15 protein-coding genes are annotated in these 17169 nt (G+C 50.2%); 4 read left to right on the forward strand and 11 right to left on the reverse strand.

Annotated elements, in window-relative coordinates; genetic code table 11:
• Positions 1 to 85: 85 nt before the first annotated feature.
• Both creC and MA2_RS00520 read right to left on the reverse strand, forming a co-directional pair.
• Positions 86 to 1789, reverse strand: a complete 1704-nt coding sequence (gene creC, locus MA2_RS00515; RefSeq protein WP_067054860.1) for a two-component system sensor histidine kinase CreC — start codon at positions 1787 to 1789, stop codon at positions 86 to 88.
• Positions 1790 to 1797: 8 nt separating this feature from the next.
• Positions 1798 to 2601: a response regulator gene (locus MA2_RS00520; protein ID WP_067054863.1), complete on the reverse strand. Its 804-nt coding sequence runs from the start codon at positions 2599 to 2601 to the stop codon at positions 1798 to 1800.
• 182 nt (positions 2602 to 2783) lie between these two features.
• Between MA2_RS00520 and mnmA the strand changes: the two genes are divergently transcribed.
• Positions 2784 to 3953 (forward strand): tRNA 2-thiouridine(34) synthase MnmA, encoded by a 1170-nt coding sequence (mnmA, locus tag MA2_RS00525; RefSeq protein ID WP_079351984.1) that lies wholly within the window; start codon positions 2784 to 2786, stop codon positions 3951 to 3953.
• 71 nt (positions 3954 to 4024) lie between these two features.
• On the opposite strand, the gene MA2_RS00530 is transcribed toward mnmA, so the two are convergent.
• A complete protein-coding gene (locus MA2_RS00530) occupies positions 4025 to 4402 on the reverse strand; it encodes a 5-carboxymethyl-2-hydroxymuconate Delta-isomerase (RefSeq protein WP_067054866.1) in 378 nt (125 codons plus the stop codon).
• Positions 4403 to 4617: 215 nt separating this feature from the next.
• Here MA2_RS00530 and MA2_RS00535 point away from each other — a divergent pair, with 215 nt between their 5' ends.
• Complete coding sequence (locus MA2_RS00535) at positions 4618 to 5757, forward strand: metallophosphoesterase (protein WP_067054869.1); 1140 nt, start codon at positions 4618 to 4620, stop codon at positions 5755 to 5757.
• Here the strand turns inward: MA2_RS00535 and MA2_RS00540 are convergent.
• Positions 5747 to 6322: a TetR/AcrR family transcriptional regulator gene (locus tag MA2_RS00540; RefSeq protein ID WP_067055384.1), complete on the reverse strand. Its 576-nt coding sequence runs from the start codon at positions 6320 to 6322 to the stop codon at positions 5747 to 5749. The genes MA2_RS00535 and MA2_RS00540 overlap by 11 nt on opposite strands.
• Positions 6323 to 6576: 254 nt before the next feature.
• On the opposite strand from MA2_RS00540, the gene MA2_RS00545 reads away from it, so the two are divergent.
• On the forward strand, positions 6577 to 8760 hold the full coding sequence (locus tag MA2_RS00545) for a potassium transporter Kup (RefSeq protein WP_211269838.1): 2184 nt from the start codon (positions 6577 to 6579) through the stop codon (positions 8758 to 8760).
• Here MA2_RS00545 and xseB read toward each other — a convergent pair.
• Both xseB and xseA read right to left on the reverse strand, forming a co-directional pair.
• Positions 8757 to 8972 carry an exodeoxyribonuclease VII small subunit gene (gene xseB, locus MA2_RS00550; protein ID WP_067054872.1) on the reverse strand — a complete coding sequence of 72 codons (216 nt, stop codon included), beginning with the start codon at positions 8970 to 8972 and terminating at the stop codon, positions 8757 to 8759. The two genes, MA2_RS00545 and xseB, sit on opposite strands and share 4 nt — an antisense overlap.
• A gap of 65 nt (positions 8973 to 9037) precedes the next feature.
• Positions 9038 to 10447 (reverse strand): exodeoxyribonuclease VII large subunit, encoded by a 1410-nt coding sequence (gene xseA, locus MA2_RS00555; RefSeq protein ID WP_079351983.1) that lies wholly within the window; start codon positions 10445 to 10447, stop codon positions 9038 to 9040.
• A 164-nt stretch (positions 10448 to 10611) separates the two neighbouring features.
• Between xseA and obgE the strand changes: the two genes are divergently transcribed.
• Entirely contained in the window at positions 10612 to 11829 is a 1218-nt protein-coding gene (gene obgE, locus MA2_RS00560; RefSeq protein ID WP_067054877.1) for a GTPase ObgE, read from the forward strand.
• 81 nt (positions 11830 to 11910) lie between these two features.
• On the opposite strand, the gene MA2_RS00565 is transcribed toward obgE, so the two are convergent.
• From MA2_RS00565 to queC, 5 genes are all read right to left on the reverse strand, one after another.
• Positions 11911 to 12843 carry a transaldolase family protein gene (locus MA2_RS00565; RefSeq protein WP_067054880.1) on the reverse strand — a complete coding sequence of 311 codons (933 nt, stop codon included), beginning with the start codon at positions 12841 to 12843 and terminating at the stop codon, positions 11911 to 11913.
• A 121-nt stretch (positions 12844 to 12964) separates the two neighbouring features.
• Positions 12965 to 14194 (reverse strand): mechanosensitive ion channel family protein, encoded by a 1230-nt coding sequence (locus MA2_RS00570; RefSeq protein ID WP_067336778.1) that lies wholly within the window; start codon positions 14192 to 14194, stop codon positions 12965 to 12967.
• Between the two features lie 38 nt (positions 14195 to 14232).
• Entirely contained in the window at positions 14233 to 15747 is a 1515-nt protein-coding gene (locus MA2_RS00575) for a dihydrolipoyl dehydrogenase (protein ID WP_079351982.1), read from the reverse strand.
• 63 nt (positions 15748 to 15810) lie between these two features.
• Positions 15811 to 16161: a hypothetical protein gene (locus MA2_RS00580; protein ID WP_067054883.1), complete on the reverse strand. Its 351-nt coding sequence runs from the start codon at positions 16159 to 16161 to the stop codon at positions 15811 to 15813.
• A gap of 85 nt (positions 16162 to 16246) precedes the next feature.
• Complete coding sequence (queC, locus tag MA2_RS00585; protein ID WP_067054885.1) at positions 16247 to 16990, reverse strand: 7-cyano-7-deazaguanine synthase QueC; 744 nt, start codon at positions 16988 to 16990, stop codon at positions 16247 to 16249.
• Between the last annotated feature and the right edge of the window lie 179 nt (positions 16991 to 17169).

Raw genomic sequence — 17169 nt, forward strand, 5'->3', positions numbered from 1 at the left:
CCAACCTATGCAAAGCGGATGCGCATTGTGTGAAAATTTGATGGATTTTGCGTCAGCGGTCAAAGGTTTAATGGATGATAAAATTTTAGGTGACTGGTAAAGTAACCTCTAATAGGACATAAAATAGTGGGGAAGAATGTTGATGAACCTCAGTGGCGCAAGCCATTAGCCAGTTTTTAAAATCTTGGGCGGTGCTGTCGGTTGTTGAATTAACAGTGATTGCATCGCTGTTTTCAAGGTAGGTTTGCAATTCCGCCAATGTAAGCTGGCGCAGAGTCGCTGTACCGCCATGTAATTCAATGACTTGACGGATTAAGGTTAAACCTAAACCCGTACTACTGGGTTGTGTGGGTACACTATCCGTAAGGCTTTGGTAAGAAAAATATCGCTCGAAAGCGCGATTTAAGACATAGTCGGGCAGCTGCGGGTTGTCATTGATTAGCCAAATATGTAAGCCTGCCAATGACCGCCAAACGCCCACAGCAAACCGTGATTGCGCGTATTTAATCGCATTGTCGATGGCGTTTTGTAGGGCTTGCTGAAGCCAAAATGGGTCTGCTTTCAGGGTGGCGTTGGTAGCAACAAAAGTTTGGTAATGTAAATTTTTCTGTAAAATCCATGCCTGTTGTGCGCTAAGACAAACCTGCGTTAAATGACCGACATCCAAGGGCTCACGGTTAAGCCGCGACGTGGGTTGTTCCAACTTTGCTAATAATAACAGGCGTTCAATCAAATGTTGAAGCTTGTCTGACTGCTGCAAAATCGTCTGGCTAAATAGTATGCGATCAGCAGCAGGCAGGTCATCGCCCAATAGCTCACCACTGGCGCGAATCGCCGTTAAGGGGCTTTTGAGTTCGTGGGTCAGCGTATGGACGTATTCGGTGACATAGGCTTTGTTCTCAATGCGATGTTTCATATCGCCAATCGCAGTGGTTAAGTCATTAAGTTCTTTACCCAAATAAAAATGTGGTGGCGGTGTGCGGGCAAGTTCGGCGGTATAATGCGACACTTGCGCGACACTATGGCGCAACCACGCCGCAACCAACGCCGCAAGCACCATGCCAAATAGCGTCACCATCAAGATGGTTTGCAAAAGCTGCTGGCGGCTAACAGTCAGATAAGGCAGTAGCGTGCGGCTTGGCTTGCCAACGCTGACCACGCCAACCAATGTACCGTCGTGGGCGTAAATAGGCGCGGCAACGTACATAATAGAGGTTTGTTCGTCTTTGAGGTCGCTGCGTGTGGCGCGCGCGCCATATTTGCCGCGTAAAGTCAAATACACGTCATTCCAACGGCTATAATCCTGTCCAATCGCTTGTCCAGTACTGTCGTATAGCACGATGCCATCAGCGTCAGTGACATAGACCAACAGCTGGCTGGCGGTCTTTTGGTCAAACCACAGCGGCGTTTCCTCATTGATGGAAGGAGCGACAGCCAAAGGCTTGGCAAGCGCAGGGGCGAAACGCGCCTGCACGGTGGCAGCGGTGAAATCCTCCTCCGTATAGGGTGCTAGCATTTGCGCCAATAGTTTTGCGCTATCGACCAACATATCCTCAACCACGCGCTGGGCTGATGGACGAATGGTTTTTTGCAGTTGGTATAACGTCAGCCCGCTAGCCATGGCAATCACCAATACCACCGCAAACCAAATTCGAAAAAACACACTAAACGCCACGCGCTTACCAAATAGGGCATCTAACAAGGCATGAAAACTGGGACGAGGGCGGTACGGTCTTTGGTTGGTAGGGTTGGCAGGGTTTGAAACGGTGTTGGGCGCAATCGGTGACATAAATGGATCTAATCCGCCGCTTGCAGGCTATAACCCAAACCTCGATGGGTGCTAATCACAGTGACATCTGGTCGTATGCTGGCTAATTTTTGTCGCAAACTTTTGACATGGCTGTCAATCGTACGCGCCAAGCGGTGTTCGGGGTGGGGGCTGATGTGTACCAAAATCTGCTCACGCGACAAAATCTGCTCGGGATAAGCCAACAACGCCAACATAATCGCAAGCTCGGTTTTGCTCAACGTCAATGGCACGTCATCCCATATCAAACGCACCTGCGCATCATAATAGCGCCACTGGCCGCTTGCCAACGTTTTGACAAAATCGTGCGTCAAATGGATCGGCGGTGTGGACGCGCTCGATACAAGTGAGGGTGTAGGGTGGTTGGCGTGGCTGTCGGTGTGGCTCATCTGCTGTCTGCGCCAAATCGCCTTAAGCCGCGCAATGACTTCACGCGGACTAAACGGCTTGGTGATGTAATCATCCGCACCAACTTCCAACCCGACAATTTTATCCACTTCCTCGTCGCGCGCGGTCAAAAACACAATCGGCACTTGCCGCAGCGTCGCTGACACGGATGTGCCAAAACGTATCTGCTGACACAGCGCGAAGCCGTCACCATCGGGCAAACCGATATCCAGCACCAAAGCAGCAAGGGGCGGGCAATCCGATTGTTGGACAAAATCCAACGCCTGTCCAATACTGCCACACCAATGCACCTGCCAGCCCTCGCGCGTAAAAGCATAGCGCAGCGTACTGGCAATCGCCGCGTCATCTTCCACCAGCAAAATTACTACATTGGATTCGCTATTCATCGTTGATATACTCTTGATGGATTGGTAAATTTGTTAAAACTTTCAAAAACCATGAAATCATGGTTATGTCAATAGAAAATCAGAGCTATAGTGACGCGCTTTGTGAATAAGTGCAAGTGGTTTTTTGGCTTGCCAGCCCCCAATAAGCGTTTTAAAATAATGGGTTTAAGTATGGGGGTGCTATGGCTGAAGCATTATCAAGCGCGTTTGGTTTGGCAGACGCTCAGCGACTTGTTGGCGATCAACCGATTCGCGTGATTGTCGGTATGTCAGGCGGTGTGGATTCGTCGGTTAGTGCGTTGTTGCTCAAACAAGCAGGCTTTGCTGTTGAAGGCTTGTTTATGAAAAACTGGGAAGAAGACGACGGCACCGAATACTGCACGGCACTGACTGACCTTGCCGACGCACAAGCGGTTGCCGACCGTATCGGTATTAAATTGCACACCGCGAATTTTGCCGCCGAGTATTGGGACAAGGTGTTTGAGCACTTTTTGGCAGAGTATGGCGCAGGGCGCACGCCAAATCCTGATATTTTGTGCAATAAAGAAATCAAATTTCGTGCATTTTTGGACTATGCCATGACACTTGGTGCAGATTATATCGCGACGGGGCATTACGCACGGCGCAGCTTTGTTAATGCTGATGGCAAGGCAAATTTGTTGCGCGGACTGGATGACAACAAAGACCAAAGTTACTTTTTGCACGCTGTGGGCGGTGATAAACTGGCAAAAACGTTGTTTCCTGTCGGTGAGTTGCCCAAGCCGCAAGTGCGCGCGATTGCCGAGCAATATCAGCTAGCAACGGCGCACAAAAAGGATTCGACAGGGATTTGCTTTATTGGTGAGCGGCGGTTTAAAGACTTTTTGCAGCAGTATTTGCCTGCCAAACCAGGCGATATTTATACCGATGATGGCACACGCATTGGGCGGCACGATGGCTTGATGTACTACACATTGGGGCAACGCGGCGGTATTGGTATTGGTGGGGTCAAAGACCGTGATGAAGCAGCGTGGTTTGTGCTAGAAAAAGACTTAGCCAACAACCGCTTGATCGTCGGGCAAGGGCATGACCATCCGCGCTTACAAAGTAAATCATTGGTTGCCTACCAAGTCGATTGGGTGGTTGCACCGCCGCCGCAAGTCTTTGACACAGATGGCTTGCGTTGTACCGCCAAAACGCGCTACCGCCAGCCTGACCAAGCCTGCACGCTATACGCCGATAATGCTGATGCAAGTCGCGTTCGGGTGGTGTTTGATGCGCCGCAGCGTGCGGTCACACCAGGTCAATCTTGCGTATTGTACGATGGCGCGGTGTGCTTAGGCGGTGGGGTGATTGAGTCAATTTACCCATAAAGGACGGTAAGTCAAGTATAAACAGGGATTAAGGCGCGACTTAAATCCCTGTTTTACCCAAACACTGATGATCAAATATGCACGTTGCGTTTGGTGTACTGCGCGCCCAATTCAACGGGATTGACACAAATTTGTAGTGGCTGTTGCGGGTCATTGTTGGGCAAATGCGTGGCAAAAAACTGCGCAATGGTGTCGGCAACGACTTGACATAAATGCGCGATAGTAGCCGCATCACGCCCTGCCATCAAGTATAATTGCACCATGATAAAATGTTCAGCCGTGCAACCGTCGCCCACCAAACTGTGCTTGCTTTGGTACAAGCGCGATTTTAAATCATTGAGGGCTTTAACTTGTCCCGTAGCAAATAGGGCTTGGTGAATTTGCTGCATTAAACGCTCAGGATCGGGAATAGATAAGTTTTGGCTGGTTTCGATAATTAAATGTGGCATGGCGTGTCCTGTTTTTATGCCTGTTTTTATGCCTATTTTTATGACAGTTGTTTGAAAATCTGTCAGCGCAATGGTGAAGGCTCGCTATATTGTAACCAATTTTACCTATAATTTTTCAACTATCATTCAACCGTAAAGTGCAAAGCGGTGCCAACCGATTTGTGAGTTAAATTCAGCAATTAAAAGTCAATAAAAAATTATTCTAAGGATAAAAAATGCGTTGGGTATTTTTAGCAATTACCGTGCTGCTGCTTGAGGGTTTGACGTATGGCGCGGCGCGTGGTGTGCAATGGGGATTTGCGCCATGGCTGACGGCAAAAACCAGTCGCTATGTGTTGTGGGCACTATTTGCGTTTAGTAATGGCTTGCTATTGGCAGTGGTGGTTAAGTTTTCGGGTATGGGGCTTAAACTGTTGATGAGCTGGCTGACCGTGCTGTGGCTGTTTATTTTAGCCACGCTGGCGACGTGGTTGGTGCATCTACTGGTCAGTAAGCTGCTGTTGGCAAGCATGGGCGCAAGCACGGCGAGTGGGTATACCCTATGGGGCGTGCGTGGGCTACTGGCAGTGATGTTTGTCGGTTTGGTTGGGCTTGGGGTGTATAACGCGTATATGCCTGTGGTGCGCCGTTTAACCATTCAAACCAATCAGCCACTGGCAAAACCGTTACGCATTGGTTTGGTCTCAGATTTGCATTTGGGGCGGTTGATTGGACAATACCATCTAAAAAAACTACAAGCTATTGTCAAAGATGAGCATATCGAACTGCTATTGATGGCAGGCGATATCATGGACGACAACACCGATGAATACAACGCGCGCAACATGCAGCCAACGCTCAGCGCGCTTGTCCATGCTGTGCCACTTGGGGTATATGCCAGTTTAGGTAATCATGATATGTACGGGCATGAAGCGCAAATTCGCCGTGCCATCGAGGATGCTGGCATTCACCTACTGACCGATAGCCGCGCGTTGGTCGATCAACGGCTGTGGCTGGTTGGGCGGCTAGATGACCACGCCAAATACCGTAAACCCACCGCTGATCTGCTACCGCCTAACAATCAGCTGCCCATCGTACTGCTTGATCATGAGCCTAGCCAAATCGCGCAAAATGTCGCGTTACCGATTGACGTGCAGCTATCGGGACACACCCACAACGGGCAGATTTTTCCTGCCAATTTTATTGTAAAGGCGATGTATCGGCTGGCTTATGGGCATGAACGCATCCATAACACTGATGTCATCGTCAGCTCAGGCTATGGGCTGTGGGGCGTACCGTTTCGCTTAGGCTCGCAGTCTGAAGTGTGGGTGATTGATCTGGTTGGCAGCAACCAATCAGCGAATATTAGCAGATAATCTGCTCGGTTTTCATCCGCGCGGTGTCAAGCATGGTCAGTAAGTTTTGGCGCATATCATCAACGCTCATCTCGACATCGTGCTCAAGCGTATACATCAAGCTGCTTAGCACCATGTGCGCATAGCAATGCCCTTGGTAGTCCAAATCACCTGCCTTGCCATGGTACTCAGCATACGCAATGTAATTGCGCCGAATCAGCGCGTACATGTCGTCGTATAGATGGATCGTTGGCGTTTTGATTTGCCACAATGCCAAGATTCGCGATTTTTGGCTATAAATAAATTGCCAAAACCGCGCCAACCAGTTGGCAAGGTTTTCTTGCGATGACAACGTGCAACGCTCTGCCAAAAACTGCTCATACACCGTGCGAAATCCTGCCACCATCGCCTCGGCAAGCGCGTCTTTATTGGCATAATGCCGATAAAACGTTGAGCGATTGATTTGCGCATCCTCTAGGATATCTTGCACCGTAATCGCGCGATAAGGCTTTTTGGCAAGCAGTGTTAAAAATGCTTGCTCAATGTGCTGCTGGGTTTTGATGACGCGCAAGTCATTTTCATTCATCGTATGAGTACCTATAGGCAAGTGTGGCGCGGCAAGCATCGCTTTGCGGCGGCAAAATTTACCAAAAGTGAATAACTTATGCAATAGGGTGGGGGCTTTTGTGGTGTTATGCAACAGCGGCGGCAGATTTTATCAGAGCCAATTGATACCAAAATCTATAACGCAAGGCGTGAATAAACACAAGTTTTATTTAGGTTTTGGTAAAAATAGTTACAAAATAAAGTTGTCACGTAAGCTTGATAAACAGGCGTATAATGGCGCAAACATCGGACGTTGGCAGCTTTATGACCCACCCAAAAACCCCTTCCTTAGCTACATCTAGCAATTTATCCACCACAGCCAATACCCATGGTCATACATCACAATTTGCCTTGACCTTTGGCGCGATTGGCGTGGTATATGGTGATATTGGTACCAGTGTGCTGTACTCGGTCAAAGAAGTATTTTCCCATGGCGGTTTGGCGTGGACAACGGCGAATGTGTATGGCGTTTTTTCGCTGTTTATTTGGACGTTGATGATTATTGTCAGTCTAAAATATGTCACTTTGGTGCTACGCGCCGATAATCACGGTGAGGGCGGGCTGGTGGCGATGTTGGCACTGGCGATGAGTGCGATTCGTCAGCAGGCACAGTCGGCAAGCATGACCAAGCTATACGGTGTGATTATGCTGTTGGGGATTTTTGGCACGTGTTTGTTTTATGGTGACGGGGTGATTACGCCTGCCATCTCGGTGCTGTCGGCGGTCGAGGGGTTGGCGGTGGTATCACCGCATCTTGCGCCATGGGTCATGCCTTTGACGTTGGTGATTTTGTTCGCGCTGTTTTTTGTTCAACGTTTTGGCACGCAAGGCATCGGGCGGTTTTTTGCGCCGATCATGGTGCTGTGGTTTGCTGCTATTGCAGGCATTGGCGTGTATCACATTGCACAAAATCCTGCAATTATCGCAGCTATCAACCCGCTGTATGCGCTTATGCTGATGACGCACGCGCCGTGGACGGTGTTTTTGATGCTCGGTGCGGTGGTGCTGTGTGTGACGGGTGGTGAGGCGTTGTATGCCGATATGGGGCATTTTGGCAAGCGTCCGATTCGGCTAGCGTGGTTTGGGCTTGTGCTGCCTGCGCTGGTGCTCAATTATTTGGGGCAAGGCGCGTTTTTGTTGGCAAACCCGACGGCGCGCGACAATCCGTTTTTTTTGATGATTCCTGAAACGCTGCGCGTGGGCATGGTGGTGCTGGCAACGCTTGCCACAGTGATTGCTTCGCAAGCGTTGATTTCTGGCGCGTTTAGTATCACCAAACAGGTGGTGCAGTTGGGTTTATTGCCGCGCTTGCGGATCGTTTATACCAATGCCAAATCGGCAGGACAAATTTATGTGCCTGCGGTGAATTGGGGATTGTTTGTGGCGATTGTGCTGGCGGTGGCGTTGTTTAAAACCTCAAGTGCGTTGGCAGCAGCGTATGGCATCGCGGTGTGTACCGATATGCTGATTACGACGATTTTGACGTTTTTTGTCATTCGCTATGCGTGGCGTTATCCATGGGCGTTGTGTGTCGCGGCGACGGCGTTTTTTGTCTGTATCGATGGGCTATTTTGGGCATCAAATTTGCTTAAATTGCCCAAGGGCGGTTGGTTTCCGCTGCTGCTGGGTGCAGGCATGTTTGTGCTTATGACCACTTGGCGCGATGGGCGTGCGTTGCTTAGCCAAACCCAACAACGCACCAGTGTTGATTTGCGCGAATACTTGGCGCAGCTTTATGGAGGGATTAAGGCAGCGCGTTTACAAAACGCCGTGCAGCAGCTGGATGCACGCATCAACAAGCTGGCGTTGATGCCTGCGTTTGCTGATAGCCCATTGAGCCGTGATTTGGATCGCCAATACCAACATTTACAAGAACAACACGCGCGCTATCACAAATACCAACCGATTGCTGATATCAATATTGTTGAGGGCGTGGCGGTATTTTTGGTGGCAACGCCCGATATCGTCCCGTTGGCACTCACACAAAATCTTAAGCACAACAAGGTCTTGCACCATTTTCAAGTGTTTGTGTGTGTCAAAACCCATGACGTGCCGTGGATTGGGCTTGCAAAGCGCAGCGAGGAGGTGTACTTGGGCAATAATTGTTGGCAGGTGCTGCTCAATTACGGATTTAAAAATGACATCGATGTGCCTGCCGCGCTACGCCACGTGACAGCGTTTAATTTTAACCTTACCGAACAGCCTGTGAGCTATTTTTTGTCGCAGATTGTGGTCAAAAACCCTGCGCCAAAAAAACAAGTCTCGTCACAAACTGGCGCAGCGCACCCACTTGCCCACATGGCACGTTGGCGCAAAAAACTGTTTGGGCATATGCAGCGTAACGCTGGCAATGCGGTAGAGTATTTTAAACTGCCCAGCAACCAAGTGGTTGAGCTTGGCGTCAAAGTCGATATTTAAGCGTCACTGTCGCTGCTGTCAAAGGCTTGATTGAGCGCGCGTTCAACGGCGTCAATGCGCGTTTGGCAGACTTTGTAGGCGGCGATGGACTGCTCAACAATCGCCATGAGCTCATCAATATTCGGTTGTTGGCTAGATTGTAGCTGTTGGGCATTGGCTTTAAGCAGTTGGTAGGCGGATTGAAAGTCGGTTGGGGTGGTAGTGGTGTTCATAGGATTATTTATCTAAATTTATCTAAAGTTAAAAACTAACAAGTCAAAAAAATCGAACCTGTCATTTAGTCGTTAAGGGTCACGGCATTGACCGTGACCGCCAGTTGCCCATCTTGTAATTGTAGGGTCAAGTGGGTATTTGGCGCGGTTTGTTTGGCACGGGTCATGACATGCCCGTCATCGGTACGCACAATGGCATAACCTTTTGCCAACACGCTGGCAGGGTGCTGGAGCAAAATCACCTCGCGCAACTGCTCGCTGTGCTGCTTGGCAAGGGCAAGCTGCTGATACGCGGCTTGTTTGAGCGTGTTGAAGGCAAAATCAAGCTGCTGATGGCTGTGCTGTAGTTGCTGAAGGGCGGCGTGTTGGCTGGTCATCAACTGGCGTTGGCAGTCAGTTTTTGCCAGTTGCAGCTGCTGTGTGGCGGCGTGCTGAATTTGGACAAATGCCTGTTTTGCCGCTTGGGTGGTGGCGTACAGGTGTTGGGTAATGCCTGCGATGACCTTGGATGGGGTATCAAATCGCGTATGTGCCACCTCATCAAGCAATACGCGGTCACGCTCATGCCCAATGCCAACCCACACAGGCATCGGCTGTTCGGCGACCAACGCGGCAAGTTCATAATCATTTAAATATGCCAAATCACCAACCGCACCACCACCGCGAATGATGACTAACAAATCAGGTGTAATACCTCGCGCTTGCAGTGCCTTACGCCCCGTGATGATGGCTTGGCGAATCTCACTGGGCGCGTGGTTACCCTGAAACGTGGCATGGGCATAGCTAAATTCACACGCACCTGCCGCCATCAGACGGTCGGCATCGGCGCGAAAATCGCCCAAGCCTGCGGCGTTCTCGGGTGCGATGACCAACACGTGCGTGATGTCAAACGGTGTAGGCAAACTGGCATTGAGCGTCAATAAGCCCTCATTTTGTAAGCGACTGAGCATAGCTTGGTATTGCTGCGCCAAATCGCCTAACGTATAAGTCGGGTCAATGTCCAGAATCGTGACGGCAAACCCATATTGCGGATGAAAACTTGCCGATACTTTAAACAGTACGTTCAAACCTTGTGCAAGGCTGCGTCCCGTTTGGCGTTCAAACTTACCAAGTAGACGCTGCGCCTGCCCACGCCACAAATTGCCGCGACAACTGGCGGTGATTTTCCCGTCCGCGTCCTTGTCCGCCAGCTCAAAATAATGATGTCCGCCTTTGCTGCTGTGGCTGCGAATCTCTGCCTTGACCCACACGCTGTGGGCAAAGGTTTCATCAATCACCAATTGCACGGCGGCAAGATAATCCGCCAATGACAGCGTGGTGTCTTGCATGGCGGCATGCAGCTCGGCTTCGGCTTGGGCGTGCGCAAGCTCTGCGCTAAGCTGCGCCATCTCGCTGCTGCTCAAGGTAGCCTCGCTGGTGGATTGGCTGGTGGCAAGGTCATTAATTTGGTGCAATATGTGTTGATTGACAGGCATTGTTGTTGGGGTTTTTGCTGTGATTTTATGCTGGATGTTGGGTTGATGGTCTCAGCCGATTGTACCATTTTAGCGTGATGATGGGTAAAAATTTTGCCTTTAACTTTCAAAATCCGCTAAAATGATGAATTTTATCAGTTTTAAAAAATAAGGACGAGGTGACAATGCGATTTATTGATGAAGCAATCGTAACAGTCAAAGCAGGTGACGGTGGCAACGGCATTGTCAGCTTTCGACGAGAAAAATATGTACCCAAAGGTGGCCCTGACGGTGGTGACGGCGGCAAGGGCGGTGATGTCTATGTCATTGCCGATGACAACACCAACACGTTGGTTGATTATCGTTTTACGCGGCGTTTTGAGGCCAAACGCGGTGAAAACGGCGGCAGCAAAAACTGCTCAGGGCGCGGCGCGGATGATATTTATCTGACCGTGCCGATTGGTACAACGGTGGTCGATGTTGAAACCGACAGCGTCATTGGCGATTTGACCGCAAAAGGTCAAACCTTATTGGTCGCCAAAGGCGGTGATGGCGGATTGGGCAACACACATTTTAAATCCTCAACCAACCAAGCACCGCGCCGTGCTACCTCAGGCTTTGCAGGTGAGCTAAAACAGCTTAAACTTGAGCTTAAAGTAGTTGCCGATGTTGGCTTGATTGGTTTACCCAATGCAGGCAAATCGACGTTTATTCGGCAGGTATCGGCAGCGCGCCCTAAGGTCGCCAACTACCCATTTACCACATTGGTGCCAAACTTGGGTGTGGTGGATGTCGGGCGGCATCGCTCGTTTGTCATGGCGGATATTCCTGGGTTAATTGCGGGTGCGTCGCAGGGCGCAGGGTTGGGTATTCGGTTTTTAAAACACGTCGCGCGTACACGGCGGCTGTTGCATCTGGTCGATGTACAGCCGATTGACGGCAGTGACCCGATCTCTAATGCGCGCGTGATTTTGCATGAATTGGCGGCGTTTTCGCCTGAATTGGCGGATTTGCCCCAGATTTTGATTTTAAATAAAATCGATCAAATTCCTGAAGAGGCGCGTGAGGCGATGCGCGCGCGTATCGTTGAGGGCTTGGACTGGCAAGGGGAGGTGTTTATGACCTCGACTTTGACAGGCGAAGGGGTAGATGCGGTGGTATGGCATTTGATGAACGCCATCGAGGCAGAGCGTGAGCGCGAGCAAGAAGATCCCGAATACGCCGCGGCTCAGCGTGAGCGTTTCTTACGCCTAGAAGCTGAAGTACGTCAAAATAGCGAGGCGCAAAAACAAGCCTATCGTGCGCAGCGCAAGGCACAACGTGAGGGCGTACAAGCCGACGACTTAGGCGATGATGATTTTGACGATGATGACGGTGTCGAGGTGGTTTACGCACCGTATTAGGTTGTAAAATTTATTCAAAAAAAGCCGCTGACCACACACAAGCTGGCGGCTTTCATTTTTAATTATTTTTAAAATAAGGCATCATGCCAAGCTATTTAACAAATCAACCAACTGCTGACGCGCTTTGACAAATCCTTCAATGCCTGCAGGCAATAGCTCATGCGTGATCGCGTCATGGGTCAATTGTGTGTCAAAATCTGCCTGTGCAAGTGTGGTTTTGGTGATGGGCTCATGCGTCATGTCGGGTGACAATTGACGCACCACAGGCGTCTGCATACTGGCTAGCGCGTCAAGCAATTCGGGCGAAATCGTTAGCAAGTCACAACCTGCTAATGCCAAAATTTGCTCGACGCTACGAAAGCTTGCGCCCATAATTTGGGTCGGGTAGCCGTGTTGTTTGAAATAATGATAAATCCGTTTGACCGACTGCACGCCTTTGTCCTGCGCGATGGCGATATGCTCAGCGTGTTCGGCGCGTTTTTGCCAGTCCAAAATCCGTCCAACAAACGGTGATATCAACGTCACGTCTGCATCGGCACATGCCTGTGCCTGCGCCAAACCAAAAATCAGTGTTACGTTACAAGCAATATTTTGCTGCTCAAGCTGACGTGCGGCTTGAATGCCTTGCCATGTACCAGCAATTTTAATCAAAATCCGCGACGTATCTACACCTGCTTTGGCGTATGCGTCAATAAATTGCAACGCTTGGCGTACAGTCGCGTCGGTATCGTACGACAGACTGGCATCGACTTCGGTTGAAACGCGCCCCTCAATCAATGCCAAAATCTGCTTGCCCAAATCCACAGTCAAGTCATTGATTACCGCATCCACATCACCACTGTGGCGGGCAAGCGCGGCGCGTAGTTGGGGCTGCATATCAGCGTGCGACAAAGCTTTGGTAATCAGACTTGGGTTGGTGGTAGCGTCCACAGGCTTGAGCCGTGCAATCGCTTGCAAATCGCCCGTATCGGCGACAACGGTGGTCATTTGTTTAAGTTGTTCTAAGCTGTTCATGGTGTTATCCACGTTGTTGTTGGTATTTTATTAAAAGTAGCATGTTTATGCGCTTAACGCAAGATACGGCGATTTGATAGTTTGCTCAGCGGCTTTGGATGGCTAAAAATAGCCTAAGCAATTATTTTTCCAAAACAGCGTTATCCAAAAAAACGCCAAAAAATTTAGACGACGACGCTACTTTGCGCCAGTTTTTTAGCTGCGCAAGCTTAGGGATGGGTTTGGCAGGCAAGGCGGTTTTGAGCTGACGCGGACGCAAATTTGATACGGGCGCGATAAGCTGCATATGTGGGTAGGGCGTAGCGATACCTGCATCATCAAATGCGCGTTTGATTTTTTCACGCAGCTGTTCTTTGAGCACAGGCAAACGCGCCACTTGCGGCGGTGCAACCCAAAACCGTACGATAAAATACACACCAAAATCGCCGATATGATCGACCGTGACCAGTGGTGCAGGGCGTGGGCTCAGCGCTTCCTCCTGCGTGAGTACCGCCATCATCACCTCGCGCGCCGTCTCGATATCCTGCTCAAGCGCAATACGCACCTCAATGTCAAAGCGAATCAGATTTTTGGAGGTCAGATTAATCACCACCGATGAGGCAACCGACGAATTTGGCACAATCACGGTGATATTATCGCGCGTCAAAATCTTGGTGGTACGCAAGGCAATTTCAACGACTTTGCCTTCGTTGTCATTGATTTTGACCCAGTCACCCACTTGAAACGACTGCTCAATTAAAATATTAATGCCCGAAATAAAATTTGCCAATGTCGATTGGGCTGCAAAACCTACCGCAATGCCTGCAATCCCCAGACCTGCAACCACCGACACAATGTCAAAACCAAACTGTGCCATGACGCTTGCTAGCCAGAGCACGATAATCAGCACCGACAGCAGGTTATGCAAAAGTTGCTTAATCGAGGCATTGAGGCCATAATCTTTGAGCATTTGTTGCATGATATAGCCAAGGTTATACCACAACAAATAAAACAGCACCGACCAAACCCCTGCCTTGACACTGGCTTTGATGGTATCGGGCTCTACGCTAAGCTGGCTCATCACCGCAAGCACGCTTGAGAACAGCCACAGCAGCCGCGCAAACAGCCGCCATGATGAAAAATAACGGCTTTTTTTGCCCGTCCAACGGTTGTGCTTGATGGCATACACGGTCAGCCAGTACAGCAGCCCCAATACGCCAAGCAAAATCGCGACTTTAATCGTCGTTGCAGCAATGCGTTTGGCTTGCCATGTCCAGTTGAGTGCCTCGTCCTCCAGCGATCCGCCCAACGCCAAATAAAAATCATAATACAAATCGCGAAAAATTTGGCGAAAAAACTGGCGTGCCGACATACCCCGACCTTTAAATAGCGCGTTGGTTGCGTGTCAGCTTAGCGTAACATGGGATTGACGTTGGGTAAAGCAGCGTTTTTTGTCTCAGCTGCACGCGCGGCAGCTGTGTCTGTACCCTCATCGTCAGACAATGCCAAACATTGTTTGACGATATCACGCAATGCCGTGCGCATACCCTCAATGATAGTGGGGTGATAAAACGGCATGGTCAAAAGCTCACTAGCACTAAGCCTTTGCATGATGGCAAGCGCAAGAATATGCGCCAAATACTCGCCATCGGGGGCGACCATGCTCGCGCCAAGCAATTTGCCATCGCTGCGATGGGCATAGATGTGGAGTGCGCCTTGGTTGACACCCATGACGCGGCTGCGCCCTTGGTTGGCAAAGCTGACCTTACCTGTCACAAAATCCGTGTCGCTGTCTTTGAGCTGTGCATATGTTTGCCCAACTTGGGCAATATTGGGCAAGCAAAACACCACCGACAACGGCACGGGCAAATCACGGATATAGTCAGCGGTGATGGGGCAGTCTTTGGCAAGCATACCTGCTTGTGTGCCCTCGATGTTGGCGATGTGCAGTAGCAGAAAATGTCCACTGGCATCCCCTGCGACAAACACGCGACGTTTGCCAATTTGTCCTGTGGCAGGGTCTAGGTCTTTAGGATAGCCTTTGTCATCCAAGGCGATATCAAGCTTGTCGATCCCCAATTTTTCTAACTCGGCATGCCGTCCAACCGCCGCTAGCAGATACTCTGCCTCAAACGTCTGTGCGTTGCCATCACAATCGGTGTAATACACGCACACGCCATTGTCAGTTTGGGTCAGCGTGTCAATCGTTACATTTAATGCCATATCCACCGTAGTGGCTAGGCTATCAATCGCTGCTGCATTGATGTCATCATCAGATAAGCTGCCAAGCGTGGCATCACGGTTGAACAGCCGCACGCGCACACCAAGCAGACTAAACGCCTGTGCTAGCTCAAGCCCAATTGCGCCTGCGCCAACCACTGCCAGCGACTTGGGCAAATCGGGCAAGTCAAACACCGTATCTGAGGTCAAAAGCCGATCGCCGAGTATGTCCGCCCAACCATCGGGTACTGATGGCATTGAACCTGTGGCGATGATCAACGTATCTGCCGCAATGATGTCATCATTGACTGCCAATAAGGTCTGATCGTCAGCATTTTTGCCAACAATGCGTGCGGTGCCGCTGATTTTTTGGTCATCGTCCCAGCCATCAACTGTGGCTTGTACATAGCTGGCTAGGCGTGCGCGTTCGCGTTGAACACGCTGCATGACGGCTTTGCCATCAATTTGCACCTGCGTGATTACGCCAAATTCATCTGCTGTGTGGGCTAAGTGCGCGCGTTCTGCCGCAGCCAGTAGCAGCTTACTGGGCATACAGCCAGCATCCACACAGGTTGTCGTCCAGCTGCCTGCATTGATGATCACCACATTTTTGCCACATTTTTTGACTTGGTGAAACGCGCTTTGTCCTGCTGTGCCTGCGCCGATCACAGCGACATCAACCGTATGTGTGGGGGTGGGTTGCATCGTGTTTTCCTATGTTTGATTGGGTCAAATAAAAAAGACTGCATGGCACAGTCTTTTTTGGCATTAGCGTTTGTCGTTGGCGTTGGGTCGATTAAATTTGATCCCATCGCCGCAGGCTTTCATGCGCAGGCTGATGGTTTGAAAGGTTTTGTTTTGGCGGACATCTTTGCCGCTTTGTACCCATTCGTCCAGCTCGTTTTTTTGTGCTTGCGTGATTTTGGCTTGCTCATCAAGCACGCAGGTGCAAAATCGTTTGGCAGACTTGTTGTCGGTGATGTTGCGCTCAGTCATTTGGCTAGCGCAGGCATTGACTTGTTGAGCGTTGGCAGCGTGCGCGCTCGTAGTCGCCAACACCACAGCAGGTAACGCAGCGACACTCAGCGCAGTACATAGTTTAAATGACGATATTTTCATAGGATTCCTCAAGTAACTCGGCGCGCTGTTGGTCGATTGGTTGGATAAAGCCACAACGATCTGCCTGCAGCGCACGCACATGGCGTTAGCCTACCCGATAGCGTGTGGGATCGTCTATTTCAGCTTGTAAAAAACCTTGCTGGCGCAGCACACAACTGTCGCACACACCGCACGCCCGTCCTGCATCATCGGCCTGATAGCATGACACTGTTAGGCTATAGTCCACACCAAGCGATGTGCCCAAGCGAATGATATCGGCTTTACTCAAATCCAACAAAGGCGTGGCAATGGTCAAGGTTTGCCCAAGTCGTCCTGCCTTGGTGGCAAGGTTTGCCATGTGGTTAAACGCGGCGATGTAATCAGGGCGGCAATCAGGATAGCCTGAATAATCCACCGCATTGACCCCAATGACAATCGTACGCGCTTGAGTGACTTCTGCCACCGCCAAGGCATACGCCAAAAAAATCGTATTGCGCGCAGGCACATACGTGCTGGGAATGGCATTGTCGTCATGCTGCTCGGCAAAGTCATGCGCATGCCCCGTTGGCACCTGCATGCTCGGGTCGGTCAGTGCCGAGCCGCCCAGCTGCGCTAAATCAATATTGATGATGCGATGCGCAACTTGTGCGTGCTTGGCAATGCGTTTAGCGGCGGCAAGCTCGCTGTTGTGGCGTTGCCCGTAGTCAAAACTGACCGCGGTGACGTTATCAAAACGCACCTTTGCCCAGTACAAACAGGTGACCGAATCAAGTCCGCCCGATAACAATACCACTGCATTGTTGGACGATACGCCAGATTCTGTAAAAGTGCTAGAGGTTTGTGATGGCATAATTTTTTTGTATAAAACCTAAGAAAAAATGCATTAAAAAATACCGCTATTATAAGCCATTTGGGCATGATTTTCTAAAATTTATTGGCTATAGCGGCTGTTTGCCCAAGCAATCAACAGCTAAATAGCCCAAATTTTGACCACCCCAACGCGTGTCCTAAACGCCTGCAATTATGCTT

It is taken from the genome of Moraxella atlantae NBRC 14588 (assembly GCF_001591265.1).
In the GTDB taxonomy this organism is placed as follows: Bacteria; Pseudomonadota; Gammaproteobacteria; order Pseudomonadales; family Moraxellaceae; genus Faucicola; species Faucicola atlantae.